This is a genomic window from Alteromonas mediterranea DE (genome assembly GCF_000020585.3).
GTDB lineage: Bacteria > Pseudomonadota > Gammaproteobacteria > Enterobacterales > Alteromonadaceae > Alteromonas > Alteromonas mediterranea.
Window position 1 is genome coordinate 1,553,352 of sequence record NC_011138.3, and the last position, 20,180, is coordinate 1,573,531.

Below are 20,180 nucleotides of genomic sequence, written 5' to 3' on the forward strand. Positions count from 1 at the left end.
GACAACATTGTGAAAGTTATAGTTGTATGAAAAATATACGCTATTTAATGTGGGTATGGTTTATGCTACCAAAGCGAAACGCTAAATAATCAATATTGGTGCGTGGTGCAGTAGGTATTACGTTTAGTTGTCGCAAGCCCTTCTACGGCGAAAATTGATAGATGTTTTAGTTACATTCAAAGTAATTAAAAAAGGCTATCTTCAAGGATGAACATATTTTATAAGGAAGTAACGCAACGTTGTCCTCATGGCATTGTTGTATTCGAAATATTTCTCAGCTTACTCTTTCTTACTCTTTACTCCCTTCGTGCGCTCACTAATTGTGAGCTGAGCCGTTCAGAAAATCATTCAATCAAAACAATATTCAAACCTGCTCGTTGTTGGTGGTGGGTTACTAATCAAATTACACGTCATTTCAATATTTAAGGACAAAAGTTATGGCAACTCCTATCAGCAACGAACGTTTAGTCAACTCTATTATCAACAACAGTATAGGTGCCAATCATACCGCAGCGTTTGCTGACGGAAGCTATATTACCGTCTGGCATTCAACACGAGATGTCGGAAATTCATATGGCATTTATGCCCAGCGGTTTAACGCAAATGGCACACCAATCGGTCATGAGTTTCAAGTGAATGTACCGTTCGACTCATATAGTAATCAGCAAAATCCCAAGGTGACTACACTGGCTGATGGTAGTTTTGCGGTGACTTGGCATGGCGCTGGTGAGGGGGACGGAGCTGGAATTTTTGCTCGACATTTTAATGCATCCGGTGAGCCTACTACAGCTAACGTACTGATAAATGCAGATACATCTTCTACACAAGATTATCCAGATATCGCAACCTTAGACGATGGAAACATAGTAATCGGATGGCGTAGTAACAGCAGTAATAACCCTGAGCTAGTCTTTCGAGCATTCGATAGTTCTCTAACCCCCGTCTCAACAGAGCAGGCAATTACCGTACAGGGAGACACTACTACCTATTATTTAGATATAAGTGCTCATGCAGGAGGGTTCGCAGCTACTTGGTATCCAAGTAGCAATAACGGCGTGGTTCGATTCCAGCAATTCAATAATGAATTAAGTGCCGAAGGTCCGACAGTTCAGGTTGGAGTTCAAACTGGTGGGGACCAAGACACCCCCAAAATTGAATATTTCAGCAATGGTGATTTTGTCGTTGTCTGGGAAGAAAATTCTGGCTTTGATGGTTCAGGTGATGGAGTTTACGCACAACTTTTTAATGCTGATGGAACCGACGCATCGGGCGTTTTTCTAGTAAATACCACAACGAGTAGTTCGCAGAACAGGCCCGGTGTCGCTGTGCTCGATGACGATACTTTTGTAGTGACTTGGGACGGTCGAACTACCTTAGACGGCAGTTTTGTATCGGGTGTCGTATATCAACAATTTGCGCAAGATGGCACGCCTATTGGTATTGAAATGCTTGCAACCACAGCGTCGAATTCTAATGGAAGCCAATACACCCCCGATATCACCGCACTTTCAAACGGTGAATTTGTTATTACATGGGACTCAGACAGTTTTACCACTGATGATGGTGCACAAGCAGGTATTGTGCAGCGTGTTTTCTCTACAACGAATACTTCTGTTTTAAATATCCCACCAGAAATTGTTGGTATGGTTGATCAAATTGTTTTCGATGAGAACGTAGTGAATGCTGCCCCACAAATTATTGATATTGCGGTTGCAGTGGTAGACACAGACACCGCAAACTATGATGGAGGCGAACTTTCTATTGCCTATGTGGTGGGAGGTAGCAGCGAAGATTCACTTTCGATACGCAATCAGGGGACTGGCTCTTCGCAGATTGGTGTGTCTGGTAACCAGATCACCTATGAAGGAAATGTGATAGGTACCATCGTTGAGAATGGCGACAGCGGCAGCAACCTACTTGTCAATTTAACCAGTAATGCAAATGTAGAGTCGATAGAAGCACTGCTGGAAAACGTTCAATATGCCAACAGTTCACAAAGCCCTCAAGCAACGCGTACGCTCTCTATTCGACTCGACGATGGTACGGGCAACACAAGCAGCAATGTAACAACAGAAATTATCGTTGAACAAACCAATGATTCAATTGCGTCAGTTGGCACAACAGAAAGGGTAAACACTTATACAAACTCAGTACAGTCCGGTCCTTCTATCAGCGAGTTCGACGATGGCAGTTTCATCGTTGTTTGGGATAGCTATTCACAAAACGATACTAATAACTATGGAATACACGCTCAGCGCTTTAGTGCTAGTGGGGAGCCTGTAGGGTTAGAGCTACAAATAAACCAGTCCGACTTTTTGCCCAGTGACTCAACGCAGCAGCATCCTGATGTCACCACTTTTTCTGACGGTAGCTTTATGGTCACGTGGGATGGCGCTGGAGAGGTTGGGCAAGACGGTTCAGGCATTTACGGAAGAATCTTCAACGCTGATGGTACTCCGGCCACCGATGATTTCCAGGTAAACCAATATACGTCAAGCACGCAATCTGACAGTCAGATTACCCGCCTGTCAAACGGCAATGTCGCGGTAACATGGCAAAGTGCGGGTGCCGACGGTAGTGGGTGGTCCATCGTAACAAGAATTTTCGATTCCAATGGGGCTCCCGTTACAGATGAAATTGTCGTCAATAGCACTACTACTAGCACCCAATATGAACCTTCTGTCGATTCGTACGATGGTGGATATATTGTGGGCTGGTACTCAAGTACGCAGGCTGGCGGAAGTTCGAGTAATATCGTTGCTCGTGCGGTAAACAATGATGGCACCTTTGCCAGTGCAGAACTTGATATTACGTTGGGTCAGGCTGGAGATCAGCTCAGCGTCGAAGTGAATGCATCGGCCGATGGAAGCTATGTACTAACGTGGGTCGACCACTCAGGGAACGCTGACGGAAGTGGTTATGGTATTGTCGCTCAAAAATTTGATGCCTCTCATAGTGCACTTACGGCGCAAATTGTTATTAATGAAAATAGCTCAAGCACCCAATACCGCCCTGACATCGCTCAACTTGATAACGGCAATTACGTATTCACGTGGCACGACGCAAACTTGGGCAGTATTATGCGCCGCGAGTTTACTTCTGATTTAGTGCCTATAGACAGTGAGTTACGGGTTGAATCAAATATAAATACATCGGTAGACAATCCTGTTGTCATTGGTTCGGGCAACAACTACTTCATCGCATTTGAACAAAGCGGTACCGGATTCGATAGCACCGATATCAGCCTTAATCGCTTTGGTTCTTTTGCCGACGCAACTGGACCAGAGATAACCGGTTTCGCTTCTAGCTATAACTTTGATGAAGCACTGGTCAATGCGGGGCTTGTACCTCTGGAGCTTGGTGTATCAGTTGCTGATGTGTCAGGTGCAGGCTTTGATGGCGGCACACTCACCGTAGGTTACAATGTTGGGAGTTCTAGCGACGATCAATTGGGACTACTCAATCAGGGGAATGCTGCAGGACAAGTGGCCGTTTCAGGAAGCTCGGTGTTTTTTGAGGGAACTCAGATTGGTACGCTTTTTAGTGATGGGCAAAGCGGTAGTCAACTTGTTATTACCTTTAATGCCAATGCGACAACAGAAGCCGTTGAGGGAGTACTGGAAGCAACCAGTTACCGAAACACCTCTAATAGCCCCGAAGAGTCACGTAGCATTAGCCTTCGGCTAACCGATGCAAATGGTGCGTCTAGCGAAAATATTGACTTCTCAGTAAACGTTAGCGCTGAAATTGATTCAACAGTGCCAGCTTTTACCGCCTCTTTAGTCAATACATTTACTGATGGAGTTCAATATAAATCAGATATTGCCGCCTTTGACAACGGTAGTTATGTCGTAGTGTGGCAAAGTGAAGGGCAAGAAAACAATAATGGTGTTTATAGCATTCACGGTCAGCGCTTTGGTGCCGATGGCAATGCTATAGGGACAGAGTTCCTTGTTAGTCAAGAATCAGCCCTAACCGTAGGTCAATCAGATAATGACCCTAAAGTCACTACGTTTTCCGATGGCTCATATGTGGTCGTTTGGCAGGGCTTTGGCACAAACGATAGCGTCGACATTAAAGCCAGGCTATTCGACGCAAACGGTTCAGCATTAGGTGATGAGTTTCAAGTTAATGACGTTGTATCTAGCTCACAAGAATATCCTGACGTGGTACGACTGTCTGACGGTAACTTTGCGGTAACGTGGCCCTCGGCTGGTGGAGACGGCAGTTCATGGGGCGTTTCATATCGAATATTCCAAAATGACGGAACCGCCGTAACCAACGAATTAGTTGCAAATACTACGGTCACTGGCACTCAGTATTCCCCCAGTATTGATGCCACATCTGCTGGGTTTGCAATTACCTGGTATTCCGATAACCACAATGGCAGTACATCAAACGAAATTATTGTTCAACAATTTGCTAATGACGGTACACTTTTAGGCTCTGAAATTGAGGTAACCAGTTTGTCGGCGGGAAATCAGGCTACGCCAAAGATTTCTTACGCCGCAGACGGTAGTTTTGTTGTGGTATGGGAGGACACGACAAACCTGTCGGATGGCAGTGGTAGTGCAATATTAGCGCAACGTTATGACGCTTCGGGTAGTTCGCTGGGTCAAACATTCGTTGTAAATGAGAATCCAGCCTCCAGTCAATATAGCCCAAGCATTGATCATCTACCAAACGGCAATTTTGTCATCACTTGGTACTCTGCTAACAGTAATGACATATTTCGACGTGAATTTTCATCAGATGGTCAGCCCTTAGATGGAGACCAGTTAGTCAATATAGGGCAACAGTCCGGTACGCAAACCCGCCCCAGTGTGGCTTCGCTTGGCAACGGCGATTATGTCATCACTTACCACGATCAAAGTAGTGCCGATGGCAGTAGCTATGGGATTTTCCAGTCGTTTTTTGGAAGCCAATCAACGAACCAGAGTCCAACGCTAGCAGGTTTCACCAATGAAGTAACATTTGCTGAAAATGCAGTAAATAATGCACCTCAAATTTTGGATGCTGCGGTGTCGTTTCAAGACAGCGACTCAACAAATTTTGAAGGTGGGGTTGTTACCCTTGGATATATTCAATTTGGTGGTGTAGAAGACCAATTAGGTGTTAATAATCAAGGCAACGGGCTAAATCAAATTGGGGTGTCTGGCTCAACGATATCTTATAGCGGAACGGTAATTGGTAATATTGTTAACGATGGCCAAAATGGCGCTACGCTGCGCATAGAATTAAATATCAATGCGACACATGAGGCTATCGAAGCACTTGTTCAAAACTTAACGTATGCCAATACATCAGAAGCACCAAACGCACAGCGAACCCTTTCTCTTAATGTGGAAGATGGTGATGGAGGCAGTACAGGCAATCAAACAATTACCGTAAATGTTTCGCCCGACACCGATGGCTCTGAATCTGTATTCGGGCCAGACTTAGTCAATACATTTACAGCCGGGGGCCAATTCACTCCAGATGTTGCGAGTTTTGCCGACGGTAGTTACGTGGTTACCTGGGTTTCGTCTACCCAGGATGACAGTAGTTGGGGTGTCTACGCACAGCGTTTTGATGCTAACGGGCTAGCTGTAGGTAATGAATTCTTAGTCAATACAACCACAGCAAGCACTCAATCAGATCCGGCTGTGACCGTTCTAAGCGATAACTCTTTCGTAATAACTTGGGAAGGGAATGGTATCTCAGATGGCAATGGCGTTTTCGCGCAGCGTTATGCGTCTGATGGGGCACCTGTGGGCTCAGAGTTTTTGTTGCGAGATGGCTCAGACAACACAGAGACATTAGTGGACGTGGTCGCTTTGTCAGATGGAAAGTTTGCAACAACCTGGACCGACGGCGGCGCCGATGCTTCCGGTTGGGGGATTTCGGTGCGCATTTTCAATGCTGATGGTACCCCCGCAGGCGCATCATTTACGGCAAATACGACGACTTCCAGCACACAATACAACTCGTCTATTAGCAGCTTTAGCGGTGGCTTTGTTGTCTCTTGGTATTCCACTACGCAAGCAGGGGGAGACAGTAGCGACATAGTAATGCAGCGTTTTGATAACAATGGCAATGCGATTGGTAGCGAAATAGACTTGTTAATCGACGGTTCACAACAAAATAATCAGGTTGCGGCGTTCTCAGATGGCAGTTTTGTCGTTGTATTTCAAAGTACAGATGGCAGTAGCGATGGTGTTTTTGCCCAGCGTTACAATGCGGACGGAACCGCTAACGGCGATCTCATTCAGGTAAATGAAACGCTGACAGGAAATCAAACAGAGCCTAGCGTCGCGACTTTACCCAATGGTAACTTTGTCGTTGGCTGGACGGGTAATGGCGTAGGGGACAATAATGGTGCATTCATTCGAGAGTTTGACAGTAATGGTGTTCCCATTGATGGCGAGGTGCTAGCTAGCAGTACCTCAGTGTCCAGTGTTGATAATATTTCTCTCACTGGCCTGGGGTCGTCAAACAACTTCATTGCAGTTTGGGCTGACTCCTCTTTAGAACCAGATGATAGCAGCTGGGGCGTATTTCAAAACATTTTTGGAAACCCCAGCGATTTCAACCGTTCTACGCCACCTAGTCTGGATGACATAACCGATACACGGCAAATTGTAAATTCAGTAGCATCAACGCCTGTGAGAATTGATGCGGACGTGGATTTTACTCACATTAGCGATGATTTTGACGGCGGTATGTTAGAGGTGTTCTATCTTACCCAAAGTGATGCTGATGACCTGATTGCCATAGAGACAACCGGCACGGGACTTGGTCAAATCTCTATAAGTGGCAGTGATGTCAGTTTCGAGGGAACAGCGATCGGGCAAATTTCGAGTGGTGAAAATGGCGCAAACGGCAATGGGTTATCTGTCACTTTCAACGCTAGCGCCACAACAATAGCAATTGATGCACTGATAGAACATCTTACCTATGCCTCTCAAAACAATGTAGAAAATGATGAAACAATTTCAATTCGCGTGACCGACGGCAATGGTGTAGCTACCCAAGGAAATGCCATTTTTATTGATATACGCTCTTCGGTGTCAGCGCCAGACTTTTTAATGGAAGACTTTGACAGAGATGTAACTTTCAACGAGTCGGATGTTGTAGGTCAGCTGGCGTTGTTAGACAGCAACATTAACTTTGAATACAAGGGTTCAAATAGCCTAGACGGTGGGTATTTGACTTTACGTTATATTTCAAACAACGAGACATTCGAAGATACCTTAGGCGTGGCTAACATAGGAACGGGTAATGGCCAAATAAGTGTGAGCGGCTCTACTATTTCGTATGAAGGTACTGCGTTTGCCTCAATTTATTCTTCTGACAATGGAGAAGCGGGCAATGACCTGCGTATTGATTTTACGACTGGCGTTACCGATGAAGCAGTTGAAGCCTTAATTGAAGCATTGGGCTATAGCAGCGATTCAGGCGCACTTAACCCCAGAAGCGTAAGACTTTATGTATACGACAGTGCGAACAACTACTCCACGAATATAGATTACAGCCTTCAGTTTGAGCAGGCTGTAAATGATTTTGACCTCGTTGGTGAGCCGAGTCTAATTAACCAAGTGACTGCTGGTAACCAGACTATGCCGTCTGCCAGCGAGTTGTCGGGCGGTGGATATGTAGTTACATGGACTGGCGAAAACGGCCTTGACGGCAGTTCCAACGGTATATTCGCGCAAATCTTCGATGAAAATGGACAAGCAGTTGGTAACCAGTTCGTGGTTAACACGGAAAACTTCGGCAATCAAACTAACGCTGACGTTGCAGGGCTCAGTGATGGCTCTTTCGTCGTGGTTTGGCAGAGTGTCGTCAGCGAGTCCAACAGCGACATAAATGTTTATGCCCAGCGCTTTACTGCTTCTGGTCAAGCCCTTGGCGACCAATTTATTGTTAATGAAAATCTATCTAGTACGCAAGGGACCCCAGTCGTTACTGCGCTGGCTACCGGCGGCTTCGTCGTAGCGTTCGACACTTACGATAGTGCCACAGGCGATACGAGTGGTATTGGTATTGGTATGCGCTTTTTTGATAATGCTGGTGTTGCCACAACTGCTGAATTATTAGCGAACACGTCAATTTCGGGCTCTCAAAGCAATGCCGACTTAGCAGCCTCAGCAAGCGCTGTAGTAGCAACGTGGAAGAGCAACTCAGGTGACGATGTGTTTGCGCGTATTTTTAATCCTGCAGATGGAACAGAGCTAGTTTCTGAATTCAAAGTAAATACGTCAGAAGGTAATGTATTGAACCAACCTGCAGTGACTGCGCTTGATGACGGCACTTTTGTACTCGTTTGGGGGCACTATATTGATGAGTTTGCAAAAGATTTTTGGGGGTTCCGCGGTCAACGCATCGATGCAAACGGCAACTTTATCGGCGATGAGTTTATTGTTAACACCAGCGAAACAAGCTGGAATTCTAATGATGGCATTGATATAGCCTCATTGAATAATGGTAATTTCGCCGTTACTTGGGGGGCAAATGCGGGCGTGTACGTCCAAGAATTTGAAGCTACAGGTACTACCCCTACAAAAGTGGATGGGCCAGTTTTAGCTGGCTCGGGGCCGAGTACAGATCACCAATCTACAATTGTGAGCGTTGGAAATCAGAGCGCTGCAGTTATTTGGTCTGGATATAATCTTACATCACCTGCTAATAGCACCTATGAAATAGGTCAACAGTTGGTTGGCGTTGCCAGCGACTTTAGTGATAGCGATGGTCCACAAATTGAAAATATTCCAGCAGAAATCACGATTACGGAAAGTACCAACACAGAGTTTATTTTCAGTAATGTTGATATTCTTGATAGCGATTCGCCAGATTTTGATGGTGGCCTTTTAACAATCGACATCGTCAGCGGGTATCGAGATATTGTAAATACAAACCAAGAGTTTGCTGATGATAACTTTACTATCGAAAATCAAGGTGTCGGACAGGGGCAGATTAGTGTTTCTGGAAGCACAGTCAGCTATGCAGGCGCCGCAATAGGCACCATTGCACAAGATGGGCAAGCGGGAAATGGTTTACATATTGCTTTAAATACTAATGCTACCTTAGAAGCCGTAAACGCGTTGATACAGGCAATCGGTTATTCCAATCTCTCCACCTCACCGCAAGCTAGCAGAGAAGTAGCGTTACGTCTAACCGATGGTGATGGAGGCTCTAGCGCAAATCAGGTCGTTACGCTAAACATTACGGAAGTGGCTAACGGTTCCACACCACAGACTAGCGACATACAGGCAAACAGTTTTGAGTTGGGCAATCAAACTACGCCAGCATTAGCTGAAATGTCAAGTGGCGGATTTGTAATGGTCTGGACGTCTGATGCCAATCAAGACGGAAATGGCCAAGGTATCTTCGCTCAGAGATATAGTGATAATGGTGCGCCGGTTGGCAATGAAATCGCTATCAATACCAGCACGTTAAGTTCACAGTCATTGCCATCAGTAGCGGCTAACGGCAATGGGTTTGTGGTAGCGTGGTCGGACACTGGCGGTGTTGATGGCAGCGGTTACGGTATCGTTGCGCAGCGATTTGATGAATTTGGTGAACCAATTGGTGGTGAATTTGTAATTAACGAAACCACAAGTTCCACTCAAAACGACCCGCAAATTATTCAACTGAGCAGCGGTGGATTCGCAGCAGTTTGGGAAGGTAATGGTGTCGGCGACAGCAGCGGGGTATTTGGCCGCTTATTTAATGAAGATGGTACACCGTTAAGCGCAGAGTTCTTAATCAATGAATCTACGAGTGGGTCACAGTTTGATCCTTCGATCACAGAATTGGCTAGCGGGCAACTTGCTGTCACATACGAAAGTAGTAATCAAATAACCATTCGTTTAGTTAATGCAGACGGAACCACACTAGCGCCAGAAATTATTATTGACCGCCCCGTAACGACAGAGCGGGAGCCAGATATCACGGCTCTGTCTAATGGAAACTTTGTAGTTTCTTATACGATCAATAATGACGGCAATGGTTCAGGTGTATTTGCACAGCTATTTGATTCAAGTGGCAATGTAATTGGCGATGAAATTCGGGTAAATGAAGGGATAACGGGCAATCAATCCCAATCAAAAGTGGATGCGCTCGCCACAGGTGGGTTTATTGTAAGTTACTATTCAAGTGCTTCACCCGATGGCATTTTCACCCAAGAATTTGACGCTGACGGAAACGCTATTGACGGTAACAATCAGGTCAACCTTAATAACGTCAGTACCGATTGGGAGCCTGCTGTATTGGGCTTGTCTAGCGGTGGCTACATTACTGCTTGGAGCGGTTATAACGTTGAGTCTGAAGTAAATGGTTCCTATGGTGTCTTTTGGCGAGGGTTTGGCAGTGACGGTCAATTTTCTGATGGTGCAGGTCGAATTGAAATTGCTGGATTGCCTAGCGAAATCATCTTGATCGAGTCTGATACCCCGGAAGCGTTCATTCCTAGTGCTGATTTATTCGGCGCTGAGTCTAATGACTTTAATGGAGGTAGCCTAACCGTTACTGCGATTACGGGTTATGGTGCCCAAGGTCAATTTGTCAGTGCTAATGAACAGGATAATTTTTCTGTATTAAGTTCCGGGAATGGTTTAGGGGAGATCAGTGTATCTGGAAGTACTATTTCTTATGAAGGTACCGCTTTTGCCAGCATTACTAAAGATGGCGCTAATGGTAATGAACTTCATATCGATTTTAATGCCAGTGCAAATCAAGCAAGCATAAATGCTTTACTTCAAGCACTAAGCTACCTCAATTCTTCAGATGGCCCTACGCTTCAACGAACCATATCTTTGCGCTTAACAGATGGCGAAGGCAACAGCACATCAAATAATGCGATTAACTTTGTCGTTGAACCCGTTGCTGATGGCGCGTCGCCACAGGGAGATGAAATTCAGGTCAATACCTATCAAGAAAACGAACAGCGTTATTCCGAAGTCACAGAATTAGAAGATGGCTCGCTAGTGGTAGTTTGGCAGTCGCAGAATCAGGATGGTTGGGGTAGTGGTATTGTGGGGCAGCGCTTTGATGCCAATGGCTCACCAATAGGTAACGAGTTTATTGTTAATCAATACACCCCAGAAGGGCAAACATACCCGAGTGTAACAGCAGTGGCGGGTGGGTTTGTGGTTGCCTGGGAGGGTCGTGGGGATGACGATGGTTCAGGTATATTTGGTCGCCTATTCGACTTAAATGGCGTGCAGCAAAGCGACGACTTTATTATCAACGATACGCTGTCTAGCACCCAGTCACAGGTGCGCTTGACTTCAATGGCTAGCGGTGGGTTCGCTGCCATTTTCAGCGGCAACGGTGTAGGCGACAACAGCGGTACCTTTTTAACCACGTTTGACGCTAATGGAAACCGCGTTATAAACGAAACTCTTGCCAACGCAATAGCCTCCGGTACTCAGAGCGAACCGGATATTACTGAGTTAGCCAACGGAAAGCTGGTCGTTACCTATCGAACAGGCTCTGATATAGAAGCTCAAATTTTTAACAACGATGGTAGTGCATTCTCAGGTGCAATTACAGTGGCCGATACCAGTGATAGCGAGTATCAGCCGAAAGTGGCAGCGCTAGACAACGGTGGTTTTGTTGTGACTTATACTGACAACAACGATACCAGTAACGCTGGCGTTTTTGCTCAGCTATTTGATGCAAACGGTCAAGCTGTTGGAGAATTGCTGCGCGTAAACGAGCAGACGAGTGGCGCGCAGTACGAGCCTGATGTTACCGCATTAGTTGGAGGTGGTTTTGCCGTAAGCTACTTAGATTCTAACAACCCTGACAGTATTTTTGTTCAGCAGTTTGACAATGATGGCAGGATTGTTGATGGTCCAAAACGCGCAGAAACTAACAATATTAACGGAAACGATGAACCTAGCATTACTGCACTGAGTAATGGGGGCTTCGCAGTCACCTGGACGAGCTATAACACTGAACCGGACCAAGCAAACAGCTATGGCATTCTTATGCGCATGTTTGGCAGTGATGGCCAGTTTGAAACTAGTCAAGCGCCTGTCGTTGAAATTGCATCTAACTCCATTGAGTTTAGTGAATCCAGTCTTAACTTTGCTCCCCAGCTGTTGCTTATCGGTGCCGGTGTCGCAGATATCGATACGACCGATTTTACAAATGGACAGCTCGAAATTGCACGTATCTCTTCTTATGGGCAAGGCGACCAGCTTGGTCGTCAGCCCTTCTTCCCCCAAGACAACTTGGGGATTCAAAATCAAGGCTCTGGTTCAAACGAAATTGCTGTGTATGGTAGCGACGTTTTGTATGAAGGCACGGTGATTGGTACCTTAGACTCTAGCGGAACCAACGACACTGCATTAGTGGTTACGTTTAATGCAAACGCGAGTGCGCAGGCTATAGAATCCTTGCTCGAAGCCGTCACTTATAGGAATACCTCGGATGCACCAGAGTCGACTCGTACCTATAGCGTACGCTTAACTGATGGCGCAGGCGGTTCAAGTATAGCGCAGTCTATTGTGGTCAATATTTCTCAAAACTTGGATGGCAATTTACCGACGCTACAACCAGAGAGAGTCGTAAACACAGATGCCACGGGAGGACAATCAGAATCACAGACATCGGCACTTTATGACAGCAACGGAGCGCTAGATGGCTATGTCGTTTCTTGGCAGGGCAGCCAAAGCGGTGATGTACATTTCCAACTCTATGACAATGAAAATAATCCAGTTGGCTCTAATCAGGTAGCGAACACAACACTCACTAATTCGCAAAACGATATCACCGTGCAGTCACTAAACAACGGTACATTCGTAATGACTTGGACCTCTACTGATTCATCGCAGGATGGTTCAGGGTCCTCAATCATTGGGCGTATTTTTAACAACGACGGCTCGCCGTTTAACCAAGCTCCGCACAATGGCGCTGAGTTTGTCGTGAATACCGAAGTGTCTAGCACACAGAGTTCTTCACAGATTGCAGTTTTACCAAATGGTGAGTTTGCTGTTGTTTGGCAGACATTTGATTCGGACACAGGTGATAACAGTAGCTGGGGCGTTGCCATGCAGCGTTTTGATGGTACAGGTCAAGCATTAGGCGACGAATTGCTAGTGAACACTACGGTTTCAAGTAGCCAGAGCACTGCAGACATAAGTGCCTTAGCGAGCTCGACGGCATTACCTGATGGTGGCTACGCAGTGTCGTGGCAAAGCCCTGATGCTAACAGTAGCGGTATCTTTGCTCAGGTATTTGACGCCAACGGCAATACAGTCGGAAGCGAATTTCAAGTGAATACCACGGTAACCGGAAGTCAGACGCAAAGCGCAGTTGCTGGGCTGGCTAACGGAGACTTCGTAATTACCTGGACTGATAATACGGCCGATCTATCTAACTCAGGTGTCTATGCACAACGCTTTACATTTAATGCCGCAGGAGAATCCGTTGCAATAGGCGATGAATTCAGGGTAAATCAAGACTACCTATATTCTCAGTATGACCCAAGCATTGTCGCGCTCTCTGGCGGTGGTTTTGCCATTGCCTTTACCGGCAACGACGGTAATGGCGACGGCGTGTTTGTACAAGAGTTTGACCAAGCTGGGCGCCTTATAGATCTTCCGCAATTGATAAATCAAAATACTAGTAGCACACAGTTTGAACCAAGCTTAGCAGCATTAAGCGATGGCGGGTTTATCGCGTCATGGACATCATGGATGGGCGGCACCGAAGGCTATGATGTCTTTATGCAGCGTTTCGGTAATCAAGTACCTCAAACCACAGATTTTGTTATTCAAGGAAGCGAAGACGAAAATATTATTATTGACGCTAGCGAGTTTTTAAATGCATTTGTTGACCCTGAAGGGGAGTCACTTCAAGAAGTTGCGTTTATTACACTACCCATCAGCGGTGTAATTGCACTAAATGGTATAGCTATAACGCCAGGACAGATCTTAGATATTAATGCGCTTCAAACTGGTGTATTAACTTATCTGGGCGACCAAGATTTTAATGGGCTGGATAGCTTTACTTGGGCAGGAAGTGATGGAGCGAACTTCGCTGAGCCCGCTACAACAAATATTACTGTATTACCTGTTAATGACGCACCAGGAATGAGTGTAGGTGCCGACGATACGGGAACTGAGTCGTATGGAATTGGTTTTAGTCACACAATAAACTTTACCGATCCTGATGGTGATACACTTCTAGTAAACGTGGACTGGGGAGACGGTGAGTCCTCTCAATATACAACCAATTCAGGCACGCTTAATACCGGCCATCGTTATCTGGACGATGGAGTTTACACCGTTACGGTTATGGTAGACGATCAATCAGGTACAGCAGAGGCAATAGAGACACAAACGTATCAAGCAACTATCAGCAATGTTGCCCCATCAATAGGTCTGTTCGGAAACAATGACGTCGAACAAGACCAGGTATATACCCTAAGGTTAGGTAATCCGAGCGACCCTGGCGATGACACAGTGACAGACTTCATTGTCGATTGGGGAGACGGCACCGTTGAAACTTTTAACAGTCCTGGTGATGTTACCCATGTCTACGCCACTCCCGGCGATTACGAAATCTCTATAGACCTTGTCGACGAAGATGGCACATACGAAGGTGTTTCAACAAAAGATGTGCAAGTCAGTGTACCTGCAGAAGTGTTGGATGTTCAGGCGATCTCTGATACAACTGCGAATGAGGGCTCTACTTTCGTTCAGGCTATTTCTTTTACCGACCCTACAGATCAAAATAGTAATGGCTGGACCTACTCCATCGATTGGGGAGACGGGACTGTTCAGAATGACGTTTCCATATTCAGTCGAGACTTTAACATTGCTCATAATTTTTCCGATGACGGTGTTTATGATGTCACTGTTACTGTATCTGACGATGTGAACGGACAAACAGATATAGAAACTTTTACTGTGACTGTGGGCGATGTAGCACCTACCGTTAATCTTCATGGTGGAGGTTCGGTTAACGAAGGGGCTGTATATAGCCTTACCGCTAGTGTGTTTGAACCAGGTGATGATCCCATTCAGGAGTTCGTCATTGATTGGGGCGACGGTACAGTTGAAACTATCAGTGGTGATGAATTTGGCACGCAAACTCATGTCTACAGTGACGGCCCTTTCGGCTTTAATATTTCGGTCGATGTCGTCAATGATGACGGTACTTTTGAAAATGCGGGTACACAATTCGTTAATGTTCTTAACGTAGCGCCGTCTTCTATTATCACAGGCCCGACTTCCGTTGATGAGGGCAGCGAGGTGACCTACACCTTCGGTGATATCGTCGACCCAGGTGATGATACTATTGCCAATACCGTGATCGATTGGGGCGACGGCACAACCACCGCCTATACCGGTGCCGGAGAGTACGGTCATACATTTGCAGATGGAAATGCTGCACGCAGTATTAGACTCTTAGTCACAGACGAAGATGCTGATCCTCATGTCGCAGCCACTCTTATCGTAGATATTGAAGATGTAGCCCCATCCATCACTGTAAGTGGCGCCAGTGAGACAGACGAAGGCAGTGTTTACACCCTCACGTTAGCTGACTTGGTAGAGCCCGGTGATGACCCTGTCTCCGAATATCTCATTGACTGGGGTGATGGATCAGCGGTGCAGTCGGTTACTGAGCTAGGTGATGTTACTCATACCTTCGCAGATGGTAACAGCAGTGCCACTATCAGTGTGCAGATCGTGAATGACGAAGGCACGTTTGATGGTGGGACCGTCGATGTCACCATCAACAACGTGGCGCCAACGTTGGCATTAACAGGTGCGTTGACCAGTATTCAAAACACCGCGTATACCCTTACCCTAGGGGCAATAATCGACCCTGGCGATGACACTATTGTTGCGAATGGCATTACCGTGAACTGGGGGGATGGCACAACAGAAACCTACAGCAGTGTGGGCGATGTGTCGCATACCTATACCACAGTGGGTGACTTTACTATCAGCGTCAGCTTGGAAGATGAAGACGGTACGTTTAGCGATGTCGCTACGCAGGCAGTCAGCGTGAGTGCGCCAGCGGATACCGTGGATGTAGCTTCACAGGCAGATGCTGTAATTGATGAAGGTGATACCTTTACTCGCACTATTAACTTCACCGACGGTGAGGACAATGGAGCTGCAGGCTATACCGTTGACATCGACTGGGATAATGACGGTAACGTTGATGAGACCTTTGCTACAACGTCGTCCAGCTTTGATGTATCCAAGGTATTTGCCGATGGCGCATCCGTGCAAACCGTGTCAATTACGGTGACCGATGAGGCAGGCGAATCTGATACCGAGGCCTTCGATGTCACAGTAGATAATGTAGCACCTGTGAGTAGTATAAGCGGACCTATCGAGGTCAATGAAGGCACTGAAGCGATTTACACCTTTGGTGACATACTCGACCCTGGCGATGACACGGTTGCCAATGCGGTTATAGAGTGGGGCGATGGCACCACCACAGCCTACACTGGAGCGGGTGATTACAGCCATACCTATGCTGATGGTGATAGCTCGCCAGTTATTAGCTTAATAGTTACAGACGAAGACGGTACGTATACAGCAGCAAGCCTTGGCGTTGCAGTAAACGACGTCGCCCCATCCATCACCGTAAGTGGCGCCAGTGAGACAGACGAAGGAAGTGTTTACACCCTAACGTTAGCTGACTTGGTAGAGCCCGGTGATGACCCTGTCTCCGAATATCTCATTGACTGGGGTGATGGATCAGCGGTGCAGTCGGTTACTGAGCTAGGTGATGTTACCCACACATTCGCAGATGGTAACAGCAGTGCCACTATCAGTGTGCAGATCGTGAATGACGAAGGCACGTTTGACGCAGGCACTATTGATGTCACCATTAACAACGTAGCGCCAACGTTGGCATTAACAGGTGCGTTGACCAGTATTCAAAACACCGCGTATACCTTGAACCTAGGGGCAATAATCGACCCTGGCGACGACACCATTGTTGCGAATGGAATTACCGTGAACTGGGGGGATGGCACAACAGAAACCTACAGCAGTGTGGGCGATGTGTCGCACACCTATACCACAGTGGGTGACTTCACTATTAGCGTCAGCTTGGAAGATGAAGACGGTACGTTCAGCGATGTCGCTACGCAGGCAGTCAGCGTGAGTGCGCCAGCGGATACGATTGATGTAGCGGCACAGGGCAATGCTGCAATTGATGAGGGTGATACCTTTACTCGCACTATTAACTTCACTGACGGTGAGGACAATGGAGCAGCAGGCTATACCGTAGATATCGATTGGGATAATGACGGCAACGTCGATGAGTCCTTTGCTACAACGTCGAACAGTTTTGATGTATCCAAGGTGTTTGCCGATGGCGCATCAACGCAAACCGTGTCAATTACGGTGACCGATGAGGCAGGCGAATCTGATACCGAGGTATTTGATGTTACAGTAAACAATGTGGCACCTGTGAGCAGTATAAGCGGACCTATCGAGGTCAATGAAGGCACTGAAGCGATTTACACCTTTGGCGATATCCTTGACCCTGGCGATGATACGGTTGCCAATGCGGTTATAGAGTGGGGCGATGGCACCACCACAGCCTACACTGGAGCGGGTGATTACAGCCATACCTATGCTGATGGTGATAGCTCGCCAGTTATTAGCTTAATAGTAACCGATGAAGACGGCACCCACACAGCGGCAACCCTTGGCGTTGCAGTGAACGACGTCGCCCCATCCATCACTGTAAGTGGCGCCAGTGAGACAGACGAAGGAAGTGTTTACACCCTAACGTTAGCTGACTTGGTAGAGCCCGGTGATGACCCTGTCTCCGAATATCTCATTGACTGGGGTGATGGTTCAGCGGTTCAGTCGGTTACTGAGCTAGGTGATGTTACGCACACCTTCGCAGACGGTGACAGCAGCGCGACGATTAGTGTGCAGATTGTTAATGACGAAGGCACGTTTGATGGTGGGACCGTCGATGTCACCATCAACAACGTGGCGCCAACTACGTCAGTTTCATCGGCCGCGATCGTTGATGCTAATGCACCGTTTACTATCAACTTTGGGGAGGTGGTCGACCCAGGCGACGATACTATTTCAAACGCCGTTATCAATTGGGGAGATGGAACAACTTCTGTTTACACCGGAGCAGGGGATTACGTTCATAGTTATGACGGAACAATTACTAATCCGACTATAGCGCTTCTTATTACTGATGAAGATGGAGAGTTTGTTGCTGCGAGCACCACGATTACGGTAAACGAAGAAATCAGCGAACCTACAGCAACGGGTTCTATTCAGGAATTTACCCTTCGCGACCAAGAAGTGCAGCTGGATTTGCAAATATCTAGTGAAGAGCCTGTCCTAGAAGTGATAGTAGATTGGGGAGATGGCACGTCTGAAAGCTTTAACGATCCAAATGCTTTGTTACACGAGTACGGTGACCTTGGCCTATACGATGTTAGTGTTCAGCTTGTCACTGCGTCTGGCACGTATGATGTGGGAGTTATTGATGATGTTGACGTTGGCACGCGTCTTGGAGATGTCCCCGCCTTCTTTAATTACTTTGACCCAAATGCTTGGCAGAATGGTTGGACCGATGAAGGAATTACATTGGCGCACAAATCGAATACTGCCGACCTAAATGAAGCATGGTCAGCAATGTCGTTTGTCGGTTGGGATTCTTGGCGTATTGAAGGGCAAGATGTTGCTTTCGGGCATTTAGGCGTATCTGGTCGCACATCTCAAACGGGCTCTTTTTTCCAGCAACTAGACGGAACCGAGGGAATTCGATTCAATATCGATACGTCAGCGATGAGCGGCGAGATTATGTTTACTGATCTGTATGCTAATGAATCCGGCAATCTCGATGAACAAGCCAGAGTTCAGTTCTTTGATGAAAGCGGTATTCTGGTTGATGAATATTTGGTTACCGGTAGCGCTAGTGGTGAGGTATCAATGAGCTTTACGACTCAAAGTGCATTCGACTACTTTGTGGTTACTGCAGGTGCTTACGATGGCAATGGACAATTTGTCTATGGAAGCTATGCCGACGACAATGGCGTTGCAGCGTCAGGAGAGGTTAATACAGGCAGTGAATTACTCATTGATGCTATTCAAGTTGGTTTCCGCGGTAGCGATAATGTTGTAAATGTAGCTGACGAGCTTTTAGAAGTAACGCCAGACGCTATGATGTCTATTTTGCCTATACCAGAGTTCATTAGCGCTGCTAGTGAATTGGAGAATAGTTCAGGGGCCACGCCGTTGCCAAATGTGGTAACGATGCCAGAGCAAACTGAAAATGACGTTAAGTCGATATTGCCAACCCCAGTTCGGTTGGTTGGAGCATCTGCATCTGTAATAGCATTGGATGTTGATGCTGCAGCAGGCGATAACGACAACACGCAACAGGTGACATTGCCAGCTTATGATAAAGACGTGATGTCAACGTTACCTGTAGTATCAGACCCTGTTGAGTCAGATGAAAATGACAGCGAAAAAGTTTCACCTGATACCAACAAGCAGTTGGAGGATACAGGCGCTGTAGGTTCTGATTCAGCGAAGGCAATTGAGGGTAAGAAAGATATCGTTTCAACACTACCTGTGGTGGGAGAGCCCATCGAATCGGATGAAGAACATGATGAAAACGTATCTGTAGGTTCAGATGAAACGGCTTCGGGTGATGAAATGTCACTGCTTGATTCAACAGCGAAAATCATGCAAATGGATGACGATATTATGTTTACATTACCTGTGATATCAAATCCTGTCGAGTCTGACGAAGAGCATGACACCAGCGCATTAGCAGTATCGAGTGAGCCTTTAACGGCTGGTGAAGATACTCCGATTCAACCTGAAGAAGAATCGATAGAGGTTAAAGAAGGTATCGTTTCAACCTTACCAGTGGTGCCCGATTTAATAGATGCTCAAGAGGCACCTAGCGAGAGCAGTTTGTCGTTAGCTGGCGAAGTCGGGGAGAATTTTGAATTTGATTTCGCTGAACTATCAACGGACAGCGCTGGTATGAGCAAAGCGATGACGCTGAATTACGCTTTACAAAGAGGCGGGCAGTCGGCAGCGCTTACTGCTAGCAATGAAAAACAGGCAATAATTGCTGAGCTGGCGTTAGAATTCGATGACAGTGAAAATCAGTTTATGCAATATGACGATTACTTGATTCGATAAGGGTGTCTGATTTTTATACAGATG

Annotated in this window: 1 protein-coding gene; it reads left to right on the forward strand. The window is 46.5% G+C overall.

Going from position 1 to position 20,180, the window contains the following annotated elements; translation table 11 throughout:
- Positions 1-437: 437 nt before the first annotated feature.
- A complete protein-coding gene (locus MADE_RS07090; RefSeq protein WP_023559610.1) occupies positions 438-20,156 on the forward strand; it encodes a beta strand repeat-containing protein in 19,719 nt (6,572 codons plus the stop codon).
- The last annotated feature ends 24 nt before the right edge of the window (positions 20,157-20,180 follow it).

Excerpts from the sequence above, each read along its gene's own strand:
- MADE_RS07090 (WP_023559610.1), top strand. The coding sequence starts at position 438 with ATGGCAACTCCTATCAGCAACGAACGTTTAGTCAACTCTATTATCAAC.